This window comes from Microbacterium paludicola (genome assembly GCF_039529675.1).
Classification (GTDB): Bacteria; Actinomycetota; Actinomycetes; order Actinomycetales; family Microbacteriaceae; genus Microbacterium; species Microbacterium paludicola.
In genome coordinates this window covers 51,475-68,300 of record NZ_BAAANG010000014.1, presented here as the reverse complement: position 1 = coordinate 68,300, position 16,826 = coordinate 51,475, and the positions used below count along the sequence as shown (strand labels likewise).

The window sequence follows — 16,826 nt, the reverse complement described above, 5'->3', positions numbered from 1 at the left end:
CCGCGAAGTCTTCCACGCCCTCAGAACCGACCTACTCCGGGCTTGACGAACTATAGGACCGTCGCCCACGCCCATCGCGACCTAGGCTTGCTCCCGTGACTGCCGACGAGGACGACGGAGCGCGACCGGCCGGATCCGGCTTCGGATCGGGCGCGCTGTCGATGTTCGCCGCGTTCGTCTACTGGCACCTGATCGTCGGGTTCCTGATGACCGTGGCCTCGCTGCCCGTCGTCGTCGTGCTGTTCTTCCTCGGGCGCGAGATCGCGAACATCCCACTCGTGCCGCTGACGCTCATCCTGTACGGCCCCGTGCTGTCCGCGGGCCTGTACGCCCTGCGCGACCGGCGACGCGCCGAGGAGCTCGCGCCCGCGCGGTCGTTGCTGCGCGGCATCCGGCTCGGCTGGCTCGACGCCCTGCGCGCGTGGGCGCCGCCGATGATCCTCCTCGCGGTGATCGCGGGGGCCGTCGCGGCCGGCGCCGGGACGCTTCCCGGCTGGTACACGGGCATCCTGCTCGTCCTCGCCCTGCTCGTCCTGCTGTGGGGGCTGAACGCCCTGGTGATCGCGACGTTCTTCTCGTTCCGCCTGCGCGACATCGCGCGCCTTGCGGCCTTCTACCTCGGACGCCGCTGGATCGTCACGCTCGGGGAGCTGGCGCTCCTGATCGTCGCCGGTGCCGTGGTGCTCGTGGGCAGCGAGGGCGTGCTCTGGCTGCTCGCCGTGGTCTTCGCGGCCTTCCTGCGTGAGATCACGGCCCCGCTGGTGGCCGACGTCGAAGCGCGCTTCACCGCCTGACGCGCCCTCCCTGCTCGTTGAGCGAGCGAAGCGAGTCGAAACGCCCAGCCCTCTCGCGACGCCAGACGCCCCGCCCTACCGCTCAGTAGATCCGGCGCCCGCGCTCATCCGGGACGCCCGACTTGCGCAGGAAGTACGTGTTCACCTGGTCGCGCCACTCGATCGCGCTGCGCAGCTGCTCGGCGAGGCGCTCCGTCACGCGCGCGGCGAGGGCGGGCTCGACGGATCCGCTCACCCGATCCCACGCGGCGACGAATTCCTCGACGCGCTCCGTGCCCGCGAAGTGGGTGTCGTAGATGTGCTGGATGACCGTGCTGCCGCTGTGAAGCACGTGCGTGTACGGCACGTGGTGGAAGAACAGCAGCAGCTCGTCCGGGCACGTCTCGAGTGACTCGTAGGTCTCGCGCCACGGCGTCGGGTAGAGCTCCGCGAAGCCCGTGCCGGTCGCGACCGTGCGATCGACGCCGATGCTGTCGCGGTCGGCGAAGTGATACGTGCCCCAGGGGGTGTACTCGTAGCCGTCCACATCGGGCCCGTAGTGGTGGCCGGGGCGCACCATGAAGCCCACGCCGAGCGGTGTCGTGTACTGCTCGTAGGTCTCCCACGAACAGTCGAGGATGTCGCGCACGGTGCGCGCGACGGGCGCCGGCGCATCCGGGAACGTCTGCTCGATCCACTCGTCGAGCACGGCGCCCGGGTCGGCGGAGGGATCCCAGGTCAGGCGGCCGTACGCGTACAGATTCGCCTGCGCGAACGGATGACCGGTCCAGAACGCGTCATCGCCGACGTTCGACACGGCCGCGAATCCGCCGGTCGCCAGCCCGGCGACGGGGCCGGCCTCGCCGAAGTCGAAGCCCAGGATCTCGCTCCACTGGCGGCCGAGGTAGACCGCGTGCCGCTGCTGCCCGGTGTACTCCTGCGTCACCTGCAGCTCGAGCGCGAGGCGGGTCTGCGGCATGGCGGCGAGGACGGGGGAGACGGGCTCGCGCACCTGGAAGTCCATCGGCCCGTACTTCACCTGCACGATCACGTTGTCGTGGAAGCGGCCGTCGAGCGGCGAGAAGTGGTCGAAGGCGGCCCGGGCGCGGTCGGTCGAGCGGTCGCGCCAGTCCTGCGTGTGGTTGTAGACGAAGGCGCGCCAGTGGATGATCCCGCCGTGCGGGGCGACCGCCTCGGCGAGCATGTTCGCGCCGTCGGCGTGGTCGCGCCCGTACGCGAAGGGCCCCGGCTGGCCCTCGGAGTCTGCCTTGATGACGAACCCGCCGAAGTCGGGGATCGCGTCCCACACCCGGTCGGCGGCCTTAGCCCACCAGCGCCGCACTCCGTCGTCGAACGGATCGGATGTGGCGAGCCCGCCGAGCAGGATCGGCGACGCCCACGACACCGACAGGTGGACGCGGATGCCCCAGCGCCGGAACTCCTGCGCGATGCGCGCGACGTGCGGAAGGTCGTCGGTGAGCAGCCGCGCCTCACGCGCGTGGACGTTGACGTTGTTGAGGGCGACGCGGTTGATGCCGATCGAGGCGAGCAGCCGCGCGTACGCGGCGACGCGCGACAGATCCTCGCGCACGCTGCCGCTGCCGGGCAGCCCGTCGCCGCCGTCGAAGAAGATCGACGCTCCCGCATAACCGCGCTCGACCGGTCCCATCACGGGGTGGACGTCCATGTTGTCCCAGTGGTCGAGCATGCGCAGGGCGGCCGCGGGCGCGTGGCTCTCGTCGGCATCCCCGCCCGTGAAAGCCTGCTCGCCGAGGCGCACGACGTGGAAGAAGCCGTGGATCAGCCCGCGCCCCGAGCCCGCGGTGACCGCGAGGCGCCCGCCGCGGCGGGAGAGCCGGAACACCTCCTCGCCGAGCGGGGCGTGCTCGTCGATGGCGAGAACGAGGTCGGCGTCCGGCGAGATGTCGCGCGAGAGTGAGCCGCCGTGGGCCGCGACCGCGGTTTCCACCTCGGCGGCGACCGTCTCGGCGAGCGGGTCGCCCTCGGGCACGGCGATGCGGCGTCGGCCGAGCGGCGCGAAGGCGAGGGACGGAAGCCAGGCGGGATGGATGGCGGCAGAGGTCACGAGGGCGAGCCGATCAGCGTCGAGGGGCGGGCACGTCCCTCCAGTCTGCCGCAGTCCCCGCCATTTGTGGCCACCCACGACAAAACCCGCCCCTCCTCCGGTCGTTGAGCGAGCGAAGCGAGTCGAAACGAAGCGCGCCACGCTTACACCGTTTCGACTCCTCGCTGGCGCTCGTCGCTCAACGACCGGAGGGGCGGGTCAGGCTCGGGGCGGGGTGCTGTCCCGCAGCACGACCTCGAGGGGCACCGCGGAGGGCTGCCACTCCTCGGCCGACGTGGCCTCGAGCGCCTGCTCGCCGACCCGTTCGAGGGGCACGTGCACCGTCGTGATGCCGGGGACGATGTCGCGGCCCGCGGCGATGTCGTCGAAGCCCGCGACCGCGATGTCGGCGCCCGGGGTGCGGCCCGCGTCGCGGACCGCCGACAGCGCGCCGAACGCGACGACGTCGGAGATCCCGAACAGCAGGGTCCCCTCGGCCGGCTTGTCGCGCAGCACCGCGCTCGCCGCCTCATAGCCCGAGTCGCGGCTGATGCCGCCGCGCAGCACGCGCGCCACGCGCCCGCCGCCGTCGGTGAAGCCCTCGGTGAAGCCGGCGACGCGGTCGTCCGAGGTGCGCACTCCCTCGGCGGCGGCGAGCACGATCGCGTCGCGGTAGCCGAGCGCGGCGACGCGAGCGCCGAGAGCGCGGGCGCCGGCGCGGTTGTCGAACGCGACGGTGCGCGTGCCGGGAAGCCCGGCGCCGAGCGTCACCACGCGTGCCCCGGCCGACGTCGCGTTCTGGAGCTCGCGGATCAGCGGATCCGGATCGACGGAGTCGTCGCGCGACGTCGCCAGGATGATGCCGCGCGGGCGCTGGCCGCGGAGCGTGCGCACGAGGCGCAGCTCGCGCTCGGGGTCGCGTTCGGTGATCGCGATCGTGGTGATCAGCCCGGCGGCCTCGGCCGCACGGGTCACACCCGCGGCGAGCTGCCCGAAGTAGGGGTCGGCGATGTCCGCCACGAGCAGGGCGACCACGGCGGACGTGCCGCGCGCGGTGGTCTGCGCCGACAGGTTCGCCGTGTAGCCGAGGCGCTCGGCGGCGGCCTCGACGCGCACCCGGAAGTCCTCCGCGACGCGGCGCTGCGATCCGTTGAGCACGCGCGACGCGGTGGCGAGCGACACCCCCGCCTCGAGCGCCACGTCGCCCAGGGTCGGAACCCGGGCAGGCGGCGTCGTGACGGGGGTCTCTGACATGGGATAGAGCCTAGAGCCGCGGGGGCTCAGCCGAGGTGCGGCGCGACGGCCCGGGCGAAGCCGTCGATCGTGCGGCGCACCGCCTCGGCGGGCGGCGTGTCCCAGATCGCCTGGTTGAGCAGCTCGACCTCGATGTCGCCCGTGTAGCCGGCGGCCTCGACCGCGCGCGTCATCGGCCCGAAGTCGATCATCCCGTCGCCCGGGTAGTGGCGCGAGAGCAGGTTGTCGGCCTCGAGCGGCGTCTTCCAGTCGCACACCTGGTACGTCGCGATGCGCCCCTCGCGGCCGCGCGCTCGATCTTGGCGAGCACGTCCGGATCCCACCAGAGATGGAAGGTGTCGACCGTCACTCCGACCACGGCCGGATCGAAGTCGGCCGCGATGTCGAGCGCCTGGTCGAGGGTCGACAGCACGGAGCGATCCGAGGCGTACATGGGATGCAGCGGCTCGAGCGCGAGGGTCACCCCCGCGGCCTGCGCGTCGGGGGCGAGCTCGGCCACAGCGTCGCGCACCCGCTGGCGCGCGCCGGGAAGGTCGCGCGACCCCTCGGGAAGGCCGCCGACCACGAGCACGAGCACGGCACGCGAGCCCTCGGCACCCGCGGCGGCGAGCGTCGCGGTCTCCTCGATCGCGCGGCGGTTGTCGTCGATCGCGGCCCGGCGATCCGGGCCCTCCACGGCCGTGAACCATCCGCCGCGGCAGTGCGTCGAGTACCGCAGGCCCGAGTCGGCGAGCATCCGCGCCGCCTCGGCGAGGCCCGCATCCTGCACCTGCTCGCGCCAGAGGCCGATGGCGCCGATGCCCGCATCGGCCGTCACGCGAAGCGCCTCGACGACGGTCGTGTGCTTGATCGTCGCCTGGTTGATCGAGAGGCGGGGGTGGACGCTCATCGCGCGACTCCGTTCAGCTTCAGCAGGCCGTGCCAGCGCTCGGCCGCCAGTTCGGGCCGCTCGAGGGCGCGCGAGGCGTTCGCGAGTCGCACGATCTCGGACAGGTGCGGCAGGCTGCGCGCGGAGTGAAGGCCGCCCACCATCTGGAACGCCGGTTGGTGGCCGTTCAGCCACGACAGGAACGCGACGCCCGTCTTGTAGTAGTACGTCGGCGCGGCGAACACCTGCCGGCTGAGCTGCTCGGTGGGCCCGAGCAGCCGCAGGTACTCGCCGGGGTCGCCGGCATCGAGTGCCTGGATGGCCGCGGACGCGACGGGCGTGATCGCCGCGAACGCGCCGAGCAGGGCGTCGGAGTGCGTCCGCGTCGTCCCCTCCGAGCGCTCCGGCTGCGTCGCATCCGGCACATCCGCCCCGCCGATCAGGCCGACGTAGTTGAAGTCGTCGCCCGTGAACATCCGGACGTCCTCGGGCAGGCGCTCGCGCACCCAGACCTCGCTCGCGGAGTCGAGCAGGCTCATCTTCACGCCCGAGACCTTGCCGGGGTTCTCCTCGATGATGCGCAGCAGGATGCGCGACGCGTCGCGCCAGTCGCGCGAGCCGAAGTACCCGGCGAGCTCGGGATCGAAGGCCTCGCCGAGCCAGTGGAGGACGACCGGCGTGGTCGCCGACTGCAGCACCGCGCCGTAGACGCGCAGGTAGTCGGCGGCCGACGTGGCCGCGCGGGCGAGGTGCCGGCTGCACATCAGCACGGGGCCGGCGCCCTGCTCCTCGGTGTAGTGGAGCTGCGTCTTGTACGCGTCGATGATGGCCGCGATCGAGATGACGGGCTCGTCCACGTGGTCGGTGTTGACTCCGACGACGACGGATCCGCCCTCCTCGCGCGCGACCTCGGCGCTGCGGCGGATCAGCTCGCGCACCGCGGTGGCGTCGAGGCCCATGTTGCGCTGTGCGGTGTCCATGGCGTCGGCGACGCCGAGGCCCCACGAGTACACGTTGCGGCGGAAGCCGAGCGTCGCATCCCAGTCGATCTCGGCCGGCCGGCCCGGGGTGTTGTCGGCCCACGCGACCGGCACAACGTGCGCGGCGGCGTAGGCGACGCGCGAGCGCAGCCCGGCCGTGGGCTTCGCGAACGAGGCGCCCGCCGTGAGCTCTTCGCGGGTGACGGTGCCGTCGGCCGCGAGCAGGGTGAGGGCGTCCATCATAGGCTCAGCGGGTCGAGGGCGACCTTGGCGCCGCTGCGGCTCGACTCGAGGCCCGCCTGTGCGAGCTGCACGCCGCGCGCGCCGGCGAGCAGGTCGAAGGCGTAGTCGGTGCCAAGCGCGTAGCTGGTGAGGTACTCCTCCCACTGCTGGCGGAAGCCGTTGAGGAACACGTCGTTGGCGGGGACCTGCTGCCAGTCGGCGTCGTAGTCGTGGGAGTCCTCGAGATCCGGGTTCCAGACCGGCTTCGGCGTCGCGTTGCGGTGCTGGATCTTCGCCTTGTGCAGGCCGACCACGGCCGAGCCGTGGGTGCCGTCGACGTGGAACTCGACGAGCTCGCCGCGGTCGACGCGCGTCGTCCAGCTGGAGTTGATCTGCGCCACGACGCCGCCCTCGAGCTCGAAGACGCCGTAGGCGGCGTCCTCGGCCGTCGCGTCGTAGCGCTCGCCCTTCTCGTCCCAGCGCTCGGGGATGTGGATCGACGCGTGTGCGTAGACCGACTTCACCTGGCCGAACAGGTTCTCCAGCACGTAGTTCCAGTGCGGGAACATGTCGACGATGATGCCGCCGCCGTCCTCGGCCCGGTAGTTCCAGCTGGGACGCTGCGCGACCTGCCAGTCGCCCTCGAACACCCAGTAGCCGAACTCGCCGCGCACCGAGAGGATCCGGCCGAAGAAGCCCGAGGCGATCAGGCGCTTCAGCTTCTGCAGACCCGGCAGGTAGAGCTTGTCGTGCACAACTCCGGTCTTGACGCCGGCCTCGGCGGCGAGGCGCGCGAGCTCGAGGGCCTCCTCGACGGTCTCGGCGGTCGGCTTCTCGGTGTAGATCGCCTTGCCGGCGGCGATCGCCTTGCGCAGCGCCGCGGCGCGCGCCTTGGTGACGAGGAAGTCGGCGTAGATCTCCCACCGCGAGTCGGCGAGCGCGCTGTCGAGGTCGGTCGTCCAGTCGTCGATGCCGTGCTGGGCGGCGATCTCCGCGAGCTTCGCCTCGCTGCGGCCGACGAGCAGCGGGCGCACGGTGACCTTCGAGCCGTCGGGCGGCTCGATGCCGCCCTGGTCGCGGATGGCCAGGATCGACCGCACGAGGTGCTGGCGGTAGCCCATGCGTCCCGAGACGCCGTTCATGATGATGCCGATCTCGCGGACGGCGGTGCTCTCAGTCACAGTGTGTGCTTCCTTGCTCTCCGACCCGCGTCAATGCGGGTGATGTTGGCCTGGCGGATCGTGCTTCCTTGTCTCGGTAAGCGCTTTCCGAGATTGAGTGTTCCATGAGCCGCGGGACTGCGCAAGCCCGCCGCCTCCGTTCGGTCGCGAAGGGAACCTCGAGCGGCTCGCGTGAATCGATCCGGTAACGGCTGGCGCCGACCTCGGTCAGGCGCCGGGTCCAGTGTCGAGGTCGCCTCGTCGAGCAGCGGGATGCGCGGGTCGTGCACGAGGGCCCCGCGATGGCGAGCCGCCGGCGCTGCCCGCCGGACAGCGCGACGCCCGGCAGGCGCTCACGGTCCGCCGGTGGTCGACTCCCGCGCGACGAGCTCCGGCTGATAGACGCGGTGCGTGTACTCCGGCGCCGGGTCGCCCGAGAGGTGGGCGACCAACAGCTGGGCGGCGGCGCGGCCCATCTCTCGTGCCGGCTGCCGCACGGAGGTGAGCGGCACCGCGGCGATCGCGGCGAACTCGATGTCGTCGTATCCGACGACGCCGACGTCCTCCGGCACGCGCACTCCCCGGGAGATCAGCCCGTGCACGAGGCCGATGGCGAGATGGTCGTTCGACGTGACGATCCCGTCGGGCCGCTCTGACGGCGCCCGCAGCGCCAGCTCCTCGCCGAATGCGCGCCCGATGTCCGAGGCCGTGCGCTCGGTCCAGATCGGCTCGATCGTCGCATCCGGATGATCTGCCACGGCCGCGCGGGCCCCCGCGAGCCGATCGCGCACCTGACGCACCTCCGCGCGTGCGCCGACGAATGCGAGGCGCCGCCGCCCGAGGGACAGCAGGTGCTCGGTGGCGAGCCGCCCTCCGGCGACATCGTCGAAGGAGACCGATGACACGACCCCGGCGTCGTCCACCGCATCGACGAGCACCACCGGGATGGCACGGCTCCGAAGGCGCTCGAGCGAGGGGCCCAGCGGGCCGAACGGGCTGACGAGGGCGCCGTCGACCTGCACCCGCTCGAACAGCTCGAGGTGGTCGCGCTCCTTCGCCGCGTCGTCGCTCGAGTTGCCGACCAGCACCCGCAGGCCAGCGGCCGAGGCGGCGTCCTCCGCGCCGGCGACGAGCTCGGCGAAGAACGGGTTCGCGATGTTGATGACGGTCATCCCGAGCAGGCCGCTGCGCCCCGCCCGCAGCTGCTGGGCGGCGTGAAGCGGCACGTAGCTCAGCTCGTCGACCGACGCCCGAACGCGCGCGACGAGCCCCGGGCTCACCGAATCGGGCCGGTTCAGCGCGTTCGACACCGTGCTGATCGAGACGCCCGCATGCCGGGCGACGTCGCGGATGCCGACGCGTTTCATGGCTCCTGGTCCCCAGTGGTTCGAGCACGCTCCCTCGCGGTGCGCATGTGCGGTTCATGCTAGGCGCATTCCGACAGCGGATCGCGGTAAGCGCTTTCCAACCCGGGATGCGATGGCTAGGGTGGTCCGCATGACTCTTCCCCCTGTCGACGGCGCCGGGCATCACGACCGGGCCGCCTCGCCGCTCGCGCCGGTCCTCGAGGAGCACGCCGGATGAGCCGGAGGGTGCGGGTCGGCATCGTCGGCACCGGCGCGATCGCGCACGCGCACGCCGAGGCCGTCGCCCGCGAGCCCGAGCGCGCCGAGCTCGTCGCCGTGACCGACATCGACGCGGGGCGGGCCGCCGAGTTCGCGCAGCGGTGGGGCGGCAGGGTCGCCGCCGACCTCGACGACATGCTGGCGACGGACGACCTCGACCTCGTCAACCTCTGCTCGCCCCCCGGGCTTCACACCGCGCAGGGCGAGGCGGCGCTGCGGGCCGGCGCCTCGGTCTTCAGCGAGAAGCCGCCCGCCCTGTCGCTCGCCGAGTTCGACCGCCTGCGTGCGGCCGAGGAGGCATCCACCGGATGGTTCGCGACCGTGTCGCAGCACCGCTTCGGCGGGCGCGCGCAGTGGCTCGCCCGCCGGTGGCGCGAGGGCGCGCTGGGGGCCGCGATGACGGGCGTCTGCCACACGCTCTGGTACCGCCCTGACGCGTACTTCGACCTGCCGTGGCGTGGACGCTGGAGCACGGAGGGCGGCGGCCCGACGATGGGCCACGGCATCCATCAGATCGACACGATGCTGTCGATCCTCGGCCCCTGGCGCGAGGTGACCGCCGTGGCGACGCGTCGTGCGCGCCCGGTCGAGACCGAGGACCTGCCGGCCGCGCTCGTGACGCTCGAATCGGGTGCGGTGGTGAGCGTCGTGAACAGCCTGCTCTCGCCCCGCGAGACGAGCTACCTGCGCTTCGACTTCGAGGCCGCCACCGTGGAGCTCGAGCACCTGTACGGCTATGAGGACGGCGACTGGCGCCTGACCGCGGCTCCGGATGCGCCCGCCTCGCTCACCGACGACTGGGAGGCGGGCGCCGGCGGCCCCGGCTCGGGTCACTCCGCGCAGTTCGCGCAGGTGCTGGATGCGCTGCGCGACGGGACCCCGCCGCCGGTCACGACGCAGGATGCGCGCGACACCCTCGAGCTGCTCGCGGCGATCTACGCGTCGGCGTTCGAGCGCCGCCCCGTCGGGCGGGGCGAGATCGACGCCTCGTCGCCGTTCTACGGGAGCATGGCCGGCAGCGGCGCCCCGTGGGGCGCCCGCGTCTGAGGCGCGGGCGAAGAGAGCCCTTCACGCGCGCGCCAGCAGGCGTTCACCCGGATGCGGTCGAATGCCGTTCCGTGGGGCGGATGGGCGCTGCGATCATCGGAGCCTCGGCCGTCGGCGGGGCCGGCGCCGTGGTGTTCGGCGGGCGCGCGCTGCTGCACCGGCAGGCGGCGATCGCGCGGCGGCGCATCGGCAAGCCGCTCGGCGAGCAGGCGATCGACGCCGACCGCATCTGGCGGAAGAGGTTCGACGGCCCGCCCCTCGAGCTGCTGCTCCTCGGCGACTCGATCGCGGTGGGACTCGGCGCCGAGCGCCGGAAGGACACGCTCGGCGCGCGGATCGCCAAGGGCGTGGCGGGCCGGCTGAAGCGCCCCGTGCGGCTGCGCACGGCGGCCGTCGTCGGCTCCGAGTCGTCGGCCCTCGCCGCGCAGCTCGACGGCCTCGAGCCCGGCTACCGCGCGGACGTCGCCGTGATCATCGTCGGCGGCAACGACGTGACCCACCGCGTGCCGATCCCGGTCTCCGTCGCCCACCTGACGCGCGCGATCCGGCGACTCCGGGTGGACGGCACGACGGTCGTCGTCGGCACCTGTCCCGACCTCGGGGCCATCCGGCCGGTGCCGCAGCCGCTGCGTGCGCTCGGCTCGCGGGTGTCGCGCCGGCTCGCCAACGCCCAGGCCGCCGCGGCCGAGGGCGTGGGTGCCCGGCCGGTGTCGCTGCGGCGCGCGGTCGGCCCGGTGTTCGTCGCGAACCCGCACGAGATGTTCAGCCTCGACCGCTTCCATCCCAGCGCGCTCGGCTATCGCCGCACGGCCGAGGCGCTCGTCCCGGCGATCATCGAGCAGCTCGAGGACGACGAAGGGCGCCCCGTCGTGGGGCGCCCTTCGAGGTGAGCCGACGGATCAGGCGGCCGACCAGCCGCCGTCCGAGGCCACGATCGCACCGGTGACGTTCGTCGAGTCGTCGCTCAGCAGCCAGGTGATGGATGCCGCGAGCTGCTCGGACTGCGCCACGCCGGGCAGGATCGCCATCGCGCGCTGCACGCGCTCGGCTCCGAGCGGCGAGGCGAAGTTCGCCTCGATGTTCGTCGCGACGCCGCCGGGGCACACCGCGTTGATGCGGATGCCGGTGCCCGTGTACATGAACGCGCTCGACTTGGTCAGGCCGATCACGGCGTGCTTCGACGCCGTGTAGGCGGCGCCGGCGGCCGAGCCGCGCAGGCCCGCCTCGCTGGCGACGTTGACGATCTGGCCGGCCGCGGCCTTCTGCATCGCGGGGATGACCGCGCGCATCAGCTTCATGGTGCCGGTGACGTTGACGTTGAACACGCGGTTCCACACGGCGTCGCTGACCTCGCCGACCGGCGTCATGTCATCCATGATCCCGGCGACGTTCGCGAGGCCGTCGATCCGCTCGCCGGCCGCCTCGACGATCTTGGCGACGCCCGCGTCGTCGGTGATGTCGGCCGTGAGGGTGACGATGTCGGCCGAGGCGTGCGCGGCCTTGAACTCGTCCAGGCGCTCCTGGCTGATGTCGACCGCGATGACGCGGCCGCCCTCGCGCGCGACGCGCGATGCGGTGGCCCGCCCGATGCCGGAACCGGCGCCGGTGACGATCACGGTCTTCCCCGCGAAGCGTCCCTCGGTGATCCGCTCCTGGAAGCCGGCGGGCGTCGGTGCGGGCGTGCCCTGCTCGCCGACGGCGACGGGCTCGGCCTCGCCGCCGACGGCGGCCACGAGGGAGTCGGCCATCGCCTCGGTGAACGAGCCCCGGCTCATCGACACGAGCTGCGAGAGCGAGAGGCCCTTCGCGGGCTCGAGGGAGTCGAGCGAGGCTCCGCCCTTGCCGAGGAGCTCGGTGAGCGCGGCGTGACCGGCCGGGTCGGCCAGCCACTCGCCGACGGTGCTGTTCTTGCTGAGTGCCATGGTGGGTTCCTTTGATATGGCGTTCGCCGGAAGGGTTCGGGGCCGGACAGCGGGGCTCTTCCGGACAACTCTGTCCGGTAGCTATGCTACGCCGATGAGCACTGATAGTCCACGCCCCGACGGAGGTCGCCGCGCGCCGAATCGCGGGCCGGCGGCGGCCGCCGGAAACCGCCGCGCGCTGATCGCCGCGGCCCGCGAGATCTTCGCCGAGGAAGGCCCCGACACGCCCTTCAGCGCGATCGCGAAGCGCGCCGGCGTCGGGCAGGGAACGCTCTACCGTCACTTCCGCGACCGGGTGGCCCTCGCGGTCGCGGTGTTCGAGGAGAACGTGGGGGCGCTCGAGGACGCGATGGGCGACGACGGCACGATCGCCGGCCTGCTCGACCGCGTCGCCTCGCAGGCCACGGTGTCGACCGCGTTCATCCGCCTGCTGTCGGCCGAGCATCGCGACCCGCGGGCGGGCGGGCTCGGCGAGCGCTTCGACGCGCTCGTCGTGCGTCTCGTCGAGCGCGACCGCGCGGCCGGCCGGATCGGCGATCACGTCGAGCCCGTCGACGTCGAGCTCGCCGTCAGCATGCTCGCCCACGAGCTCGCCTCCACGCCCGAGGCGGGCCGGGCCGAGGCGGCACAGCGAGCCCTGCGCCTGTTCGGCCGCGCTTTCTCTTGAAAAGCGGCTCTCACGCTCGGGCGCCGCAAGCGGCACCGCTCGCGAGAGAGGCTGTCGCTTCGCGACAGCGGCGTGCGCTCCGCGCCCGCATCGGTCGCTCCGCTCCACGCTCGCTTCGCTCACAGGGGCATCCGGCGGCGCGCGAGGCATGCCCAGGCGCCGCGTCAAGAGGTGGAGGATGTCCGCGCCGGACGTCAGGATGGACGGAGCCGCCGACGAGGGGACGACGACACATGTTCTGGAAGCGCCGCCGCACGCCCGTCCACATCGAGACGCCGCCGATGCCCGCTCCACGCCGCCTGTGGACCGACAGCCTCGGCAGCGTCGCGACCCGATCCATCCAGATCATCGCGATCGTGCTGCTCGCCGGCGGTGTCATCTGGGGGCTGCGGGTGCTCACGCTCGTCGTCATCCCGGTCCTGCTCGCGATGATCCTCGCGTGCGCGTTCGAGCCGCTCATGCGCGCCCTGCGCTCGCGCGGGATGGGGTCGCTGCCGGCGACGCTCATCGTGCTGCTCGCCATCCTGATCGTGCTCGGGGCGATCGGCTGGCTCATCACCTCCGCGGTGCGCAGCCAGTGGGAGGAGCTCTACACGCAGGCCCGCCAGGGGATCGACCACCTGCTCGCCTGGGCGCAGACCCTGCCGTTCCACATCGACGACCAGCAGATCCAGGAGTGGATCGACCAGGCGACGGGCTTCCTCACCAGCGCTCAGTTCGGCAGCGGCGCGCTCGCCGGGGTCGGCGTCGTCGCCGACTTCATCACCGGCCTCGTGCTCATGGTGGTCGTGCTGTTCTTCTTCCTGAAGGACGGACCCGAGATCTGGGAGTTCCTGCGCCGCCCGTTCACGGGTGAGTGGCACGCGCGCGCCCGCCGGGCCGGGCGCACCACGGTCGAGACCTTCGGCGCCTACGTCCGCGGCACCGCCACCGTCGCCGCGGTCGACGCGGTGGGCATCGGCATCGGCCTCGCGATCCTGCAGGTGCCGCTCTGGCCCGCGCTGTCGGTCCTGGTGTTCGTGCTCGCCTTCATCCCGATCGTCGGCGCGGTGCTCGCCGGCGTCCTCGCCGCACTCGTCGCCCTCGTGGCCAACGACCTCGTCACCGCCCTGATCGTGGTGGCCATCGTCGTGGCGGTGAACCAGCTTGAGGGGAACTTCCTTCAGCCGGTGCTCATGGGCCGTGCGCTCAAGCTGCACAGCCTTGTCATCCTGATCGCGCTGACGATCGGCACGCTGCTCGGCGGCATCATCGGCGCGATCCTGTCGGTGCCGCTCACCGCCGTCGCGTGGGCGATCGTGAAGGTGTGGGACGGCCCGAACACGCCGGCGCGCTGGGCCCGCCGCAAGGACGTCGTCTCGCGCGCCTGACCGGCGAGGCCGCCGCGCGCAACCCCCTTGTCGCCTCCCGCTGGATGGGATGGCATGGGGGCCATGACCGGATACGGCTATCACTGTTCGCACGAGCAGATCGCTCCCTCCCGGCTTCTGCGGCACGCGGTGCGCGCCCAGGAGGCCGGCTTCGACTCGGCGATGTGCTCCGACCACCTCGCACCCTGGGTGCCCGAGCAGGGGCACAGCGGCTACGCCTTCTCGTGGCTCGGCGCGGCGCTGCAGGCGACGAACCTGCCGTTCGGCGTGGTCACCGCCCCGGGACAGCGCACCCATCCGGTGACGACCGCGCAGGCGATGGCGACCCTCGCCGAGATGCACCCGGGCAGGTTCTGGGCCGCCCTCGGATCGGGCGAGGCCCTGAACGAGCACGTGACGGGGGATGCGTGGCCCGACAAGGAGACACGAGAGCGGCGCCTGCGCGAGTGCGTGGACGTCATCCGGGCCCTCCTTGCGGGCGAGGAGGTGACGCATCACGGGCTCGTGCGCGTCGACCGGGCGCGCGTGTGGTCGCTGCCGGCCGAGCCGCCGCCCATCGTCGCGGCGGCCGTGTCGGTCGAGTCCGCCGCCGAGCACGCCGCCTGGGCCGACGGTCTGATCACCGTGGGCACCGACGCGCGTGCCGCGCGCGAGGTGATCGATGCCTACCGCGGGGCGGGCGGACGCGGGCCGGTGCGACTGCAGGTGCACCTCGCGCTCGCCGCCGACGAGGCCGAGGCGCTCGCGATGGCGCGGCGCGACTGGCGCAACGGCACGGTCGGCGCCCCTGACTGCTGGGACATCGCGATGCCGGATGAGTTCGCCCGCCGGGCCGGCGATCCCACAGACGACCAATTGCGGGCGGGCGTCATCATCGCCCCCGATCCGTCGATCCTCCGCGACCGGCTGGCCGAGCTCGCCGACGCGGGCTTCGATGACCTGATGCTCCACCAGGTCGGGGCCTCCGCCGAGGAGCAGGAGGCGTTCATCGACACGTTCGGCGAACGCATCCTGCCCGAGCTGAGGAGCGCCTCGTGAGCAGGTTCCCGATCTCGCAGCACCAGATGCTCGAGGGTGCTCAGCGGGCGCCCATCCCGATCGACGCGGCAGACCTGTGGTGGCGGCACGCGGTGTTCTACTGCCTCGACATCGAGACCTTCCAGGACTCGGATGGCGACGGCGTGGGCGACATCCCGGGCCTGATCTCGCGCCTGCCGTACCTCGCCGACCTCGGCGTGACGTGCCTGTGGCTGATGCCCTTCTTCCCCACGGCGCACCGGGATGATGGCTATGACATCACCGACTTCTTCGCGATCGACCCGCGGCTCGGCACCCTCGGCGACATGGTCGAGCTGGTGCGGGTCGCGCGCGGGCTCGGCATCCGGATCATCATCGACTTCGTGATGAACCACACGTCCGACCAGCACCCGTGGTTCAAACAGGCCCGCCGCGCGAAGGACGACCCCAAGCGCCACTGGTACGTGTGGCGCGACGAGCCGCCCGAGAACCCGGATCCGCCGGTCTTCCCCGGCGACGAGGACAGCACGTGGACGCGTGACGAGAAGAGCGGCCAGTACTACCTGCACCACTTCCTCCACAATCAGCCCGACCTGAACGTCGCCCTCCCGGAGGTGCGCCGCGAGATCGACAAGAACCTCGGGCTGTGGCTCGAGATCGGGGTCTCGGGGTTCCGCATCGATGCCGTGCCGTTCATGTTCAGCAGCGCGCCGGGCGACGCGGGCACCGGCGGATCGAACGAGGGCGGCACCGGCGCGGACGGCAGCGCGCAGCATCAGTACGACGGCGTCGACCACCTCGCCCGCGTCCGCGGCTTCCTGTCGCGACGCAGTGCCGAGGCGTTCCTGCTCGGCGAGGTGAACATGCCCTACGAGCAGGGGATGAAGTGGTTCGGCCAGGCGCGCGACGGGCTGCAGCTGCAGTTCGACTTCCCGGGGATGCAGCGGCTGTACCTCTCGCTCGCGCGCGGGGATGCGCGGCCGCTTGCCGACACCCTCGCCGAGCGGCCCGAGGTAGACACGTCGCAGCAGTGGGCGAACTTCGTGCGCAACCACGACGAGCTCACGCTCGACCAGCTGCCGCCGAAGGAGCTGAACGAGGTGTTCGAGGCGTTCGCCCCGGATGAGGGGATGCGCGTCTACGGGCGCGGCATCCGTCGCCGGCTGCCCACGATGATCAAGGACGAGCGCGCCGTGCGGATGGTCTACGCGCTGACGTTCGCGCTGCCGGGGACGCCGATCCTGTTCTACGGCGAGGAGATCGGGATGGGCGAGAACCTCGACATCCCCGGGCGCCTCGCGGTGCGCACGCCGATGCAGTGGGCCCGCGAGGGCGGGTTCTCGTCGGCGCGGCCGTCCCGGTGGGTGCGCCGGTCGCCCGACGGGCCCTTCGGCCCGGCCGAGGTGAATGTCGAGGACCAGCTGGCGGATCCGGGATCGCTTCACGCGCACCTGCGCGACCTCATCGGCCTGTATCGCTCCACCCCCGAGCAGGCGTGGGCGGCTCTCGAGGTGCTGAAGGGCGGACCGGCCGAGGTGCTCGCGCACGTCAACCGCGGCGAGGACTGGGCGATGGTCGCGATCCACAGCTTCGCGTCAGAGGGGACGAACGTCCGGCTCACGGTGGACGCGGGCGAGGAGACCGCCGATGCGGTGCTCACCGACCGGATCACCGGCGAGAAGGTCGACGCGTCCGCGCCGCTGACGGTCGACCTCGAGCCGTACGGCTGGCGCTGGTTCCTCCTTCACCCCGCCGATGCGACGGTGACGGTGAGCTGAGCCCTGCTCACCCGCGAGGGCGACCGATGTTCGCTCTCGCGGGTGAGGCGGGGACGGCCGCAGCCCCGCGAGGCTGGC

The 16,826-nt window shown here is 72.4% G+C and carries 13 protein-coding genes and 1 pseudogene; 7 read left to right on the top strand and 7 right to left on the bottom strand.

The features are described from left to right. The first annotated feature begins 95 nt into the window (after nucleotides 1-95). Nucleotides 96-794, top strand: coding sequence for a glycosyltransferase (locus ABD161_RS07660; RefSeq protein ID WP_344001221.1), 699 nt, complete (start codon nucleotides 96-98; stop codon nucleotides 792-794). 82 nt (nucleotides 795-876) lie between these two features. On the opposite strand, the gene ABD161_RS07655 is transcribed toward ABD161_RS07660, so the two are convergent. The 6 genes and pseudogenes from ABD161_RS07655 to ABD161_RS07630 all read right to left on the bottom strand — a co-directional run bounded on the left by ABD161_RS07655 (nucleotide 877) and on the right by ABD161_RS07630 (nucleotide 8,689). Beyond that, nucleotides 877-2,859: an alpha-glucuronidase gene (locus tag ABD161_RS07655; protein ID WP_344001219.1), complete on the bottom strand. Its 1,983-nt coding sequence runs from the start codon at nucleotides 2,857-2,859 to the stop codon at nucleotides 877-879. A gap of 198 nt (nucleotides 2,860-3,057) precedes the next feature. Further along, entirely contained in the window at nucleotides 3,058-4,092 is a 1,035-nt protein-coding gene (locus ABD161_RS07650) for a LacI family DNA-binding transcriptional regulator (RefSeq protein ID WP_344001218.1), read from the bottom strand. Between the two features lie 26 nt (nucleotides 4,093-4,118). Then, nucleotides 4,119-4,981: pseudogene (locus tag ABD161_RS07645) on the bottom strand (sugar phosphate isomerase/epimerase family protein). Then, on the bottom strand, nucleotides 4,978-6,180 hold the full coding sequence (locus ABD161_RS07640; RefSeq protein WP_344001216.1) for a dihydrodipicolinate synthase family protein: 1,203 nt from the start codon (nucleotides 6,178-6,180) through the stop codon (nucleotides 4,978-4,980). Before ABD161_RS07640 ends, ABD161_RS07645 begins: the two are co-directional and overlap by 4 nt. Further along, the gene (locus ABD161_RS07635) at nucleotides 6,180-7,304 is read right to left on the bottom strand and encodes a Gfo/Idh/MocA family protein (protein WP_344001227.1); all 1,125 of its coding nucleotides are present in this window, start codon (nucleotides 7,302-7,304) and stop codon (nucleotides 6,180-6,182) included. The genes ABD161_RS07640 and ABD161_RS07635 overlap by 1 nt, the downstream gene beginning before the upstream one ends. 371 nt (nucleotides 7,305-7,675) lie before the next feature. Then, nucleotides 7,676-8,689, bottom strand: a complete 1,014-nt coding sequence (locus ABD161_RS07630; protein WP_344001214.1) for a LacI family DNA-binding transcriptional regulator — start codon at nucleotides 8,687-8,689, stop codon at nucleotides 7,676-7,678. Nucleotides 8,690-8,902: 213 nt separating this feature from the next. On the opposite strand from ABD161_RS07630, the gene ABD161_RS07625 reads away from it, so the two are divergent. Both ABD161_RS07625 and ABD161_RS07620 read left to right on the top strand, forming a co-directional pair. Continuing rightward, a complete protein-coding gene (locus ABD161_RS07625) occupies nucleotides 8,903-9,994 on the top strand; it encodes a Gfo/Idh/MocA family protein (RefSeq protein WP_344001212.1) in 1,092 nt (363 codons plus the stop codon). Nucleotides 9,995-10,074: 80 nt separating this feature from the next. After that, nucleotides 10,075-10,884, top strand: coding sequence for an SGNH/GDSL hydrolase family protein (locus ABD161_RS07620; RefSeq protein ID WP_344001210.1), 810 nt, complete (start codon nucleotides 10,075-10,077; stop codon nucleotides 10,882-10,884). Nucleotides 10,885-10,893: 9 nt separating this feature from the next. Here ABD161_RS07620 and ABD161_RS07615 read toward each other — a convergent pair whose 3' ends face one another. Next, the gene (locus ABD161_RS07615) at nucleotides 10,894-11,916 is read right to left on the bottom strand and encodes an SDR family NAD(P)-dependent oxidoreductase (protein WP_344001208.1); all 1,023 of its coding nucleotides are present in this window, start codon (nucleotides 11,914-11,916) and stop codon (nucleotides 10,894-10,896) included. Nucleotides 11,917-12,010: 94 nt separating this feature from the next. On the opposite strand from ABD161_RS07615, the gene ABD161_RS07610 reads away from it, so the two are divergent. The 4 genes from ABD161_RS07610 to ABD161_RS07595 all read left to right on the top strand — a co-directional run bounded on the left by ABD161_RS07610 (nucleotide 12,011) and on the right by ABD161_RS07595 (nucleotide 16,748). Beyond that, nucleotides 12,011-12,583, top strand: a complete 573-nt coding sequence (locus tag ABD161_RS07610; RefSeq protein ID WP_344001206.1) for a TetR/AcrR family transcriptional regulator — start codon at nucleotides 12,011-12,013, stop codon at nucleotides 12,581-12,583. Nucleotides 12,584-12,816: 233 nt separating this feature from the next. After that, nucleotides 12,817-13,953: an AI-2E family transporter gene (locus ABD161_RS07605; RefSeq protein ID WP_425560828.1), complete on the top strand. Its 1,137-nt coding sequence runs from the start codon at nucleotides 12,817-12,819 to the stop codon at nucleotides 13,951-13,953. 63 nt (nucleotides 13,954-14,016) lie between these two features. Further along, nucleotides 14,017-14,991: a TIGR03885 family FMN-dependent LLM class oxidoreductase gene (locus tag ABD161_RS07600; RefSeq protein WP_344001204.1), complete on the top strand. Its 975-nt coding sequence runs from the start codon at nucleotides 14,017-14,019 to the stop codon at nucleotides 14,989-14,991. Next, the gene (locus ABD161_RS07595; RefSeq protein ID WP_344001202.1) at nucleotides 14,988-16,748 is read left to right on the top strand and encodes an alpha-amylase family protein; all 1,761 of its coding nucleotides are present in this window, start codon (nucleotides 14,988-14,990) and stop codon (nucleotides 16,746-16,748) included. Before ABD161_RS07600 ends, ABD161_RS07595 begins: the two co-directional genes overlap by 4 nt. The last annotated feature ends 78 nt before the right edge of the window (nucleotides 16,749-16,826 follow it).

Bases quoted from the DNA above. Each gene is read 5' to 3' on its own strand.
- ABD161_RS07650 (WP_344001218.1), bottom strand. From the start codon at position 4,092: ATGTCAGAGACCCCCGTCACGACGCCGCCTGCCCGGGTTCCGACCCTG.
- ABD161_RS07640 (WP_344001216.1), bottom strand. From the start codon at position 6,180: ATGGACGCCCTCACCCTGCTCGCGGCCGACGGCACCGTCACCCGCGAA.
- ABD161_RS07635 (WP_344001227.1), bottom strand. From the start codon at position 7,304: ATGAACGGCGTCTCGGGACGCATGGGCTACCGCCAGCACCTCGTGCGG.
- ABD161_RS07630 (WP_344001214.1), bottom strand. From the start codon at position 8,689: ATGAAACGCGTCGGCATCCGCGACGTCGCCCGGCATGCGGGCGTCTCG.
- ABD161_RS07625 (WP_344001212.1), top strand. From the start codon at position 8,903: ATGAGCCGGAGGGTGCGGGTCGGCATCGTCGGCACCGGCGCGATCGCG.
- ABD161_RS07620 (WP_344001210.1), top strand. From the start codon at position 10,075: ATGGGCGCTGCGATCATCGGAGCCTCGGCCGTCGGCGGGGCCGGCGCC.
- ABD161_RS07615 (WP_344001208.1), bottom strand. From the start codon at position 11,916: ATGGCACTCAGCAAGAACAGCACCGTCGGCGAGTGGCTGGCCGACCCG.
- ABD161_RS07610 (WP_344001206.1), top strand. From the start codon at position 12,011: ATGAGCACTGATAGTCCACGCCCCGACGGAGGTCGCCGCGCGCCGAAT.
- ABD161_RS07605 (WP_425560828.1), top strand. From the start codon at position 12,817: ATGTTCTGGAAGCGCCGCCGCACGCCCGTCCACATCGAGACGCCGCCG.
- ABD161_RS07600 (WP_344001204.1), top strand. From the start codon at position 14,017: ATGACCGGATACGGCTATCACTGTTCGCACGAGCAGATCGCTCCCTCC.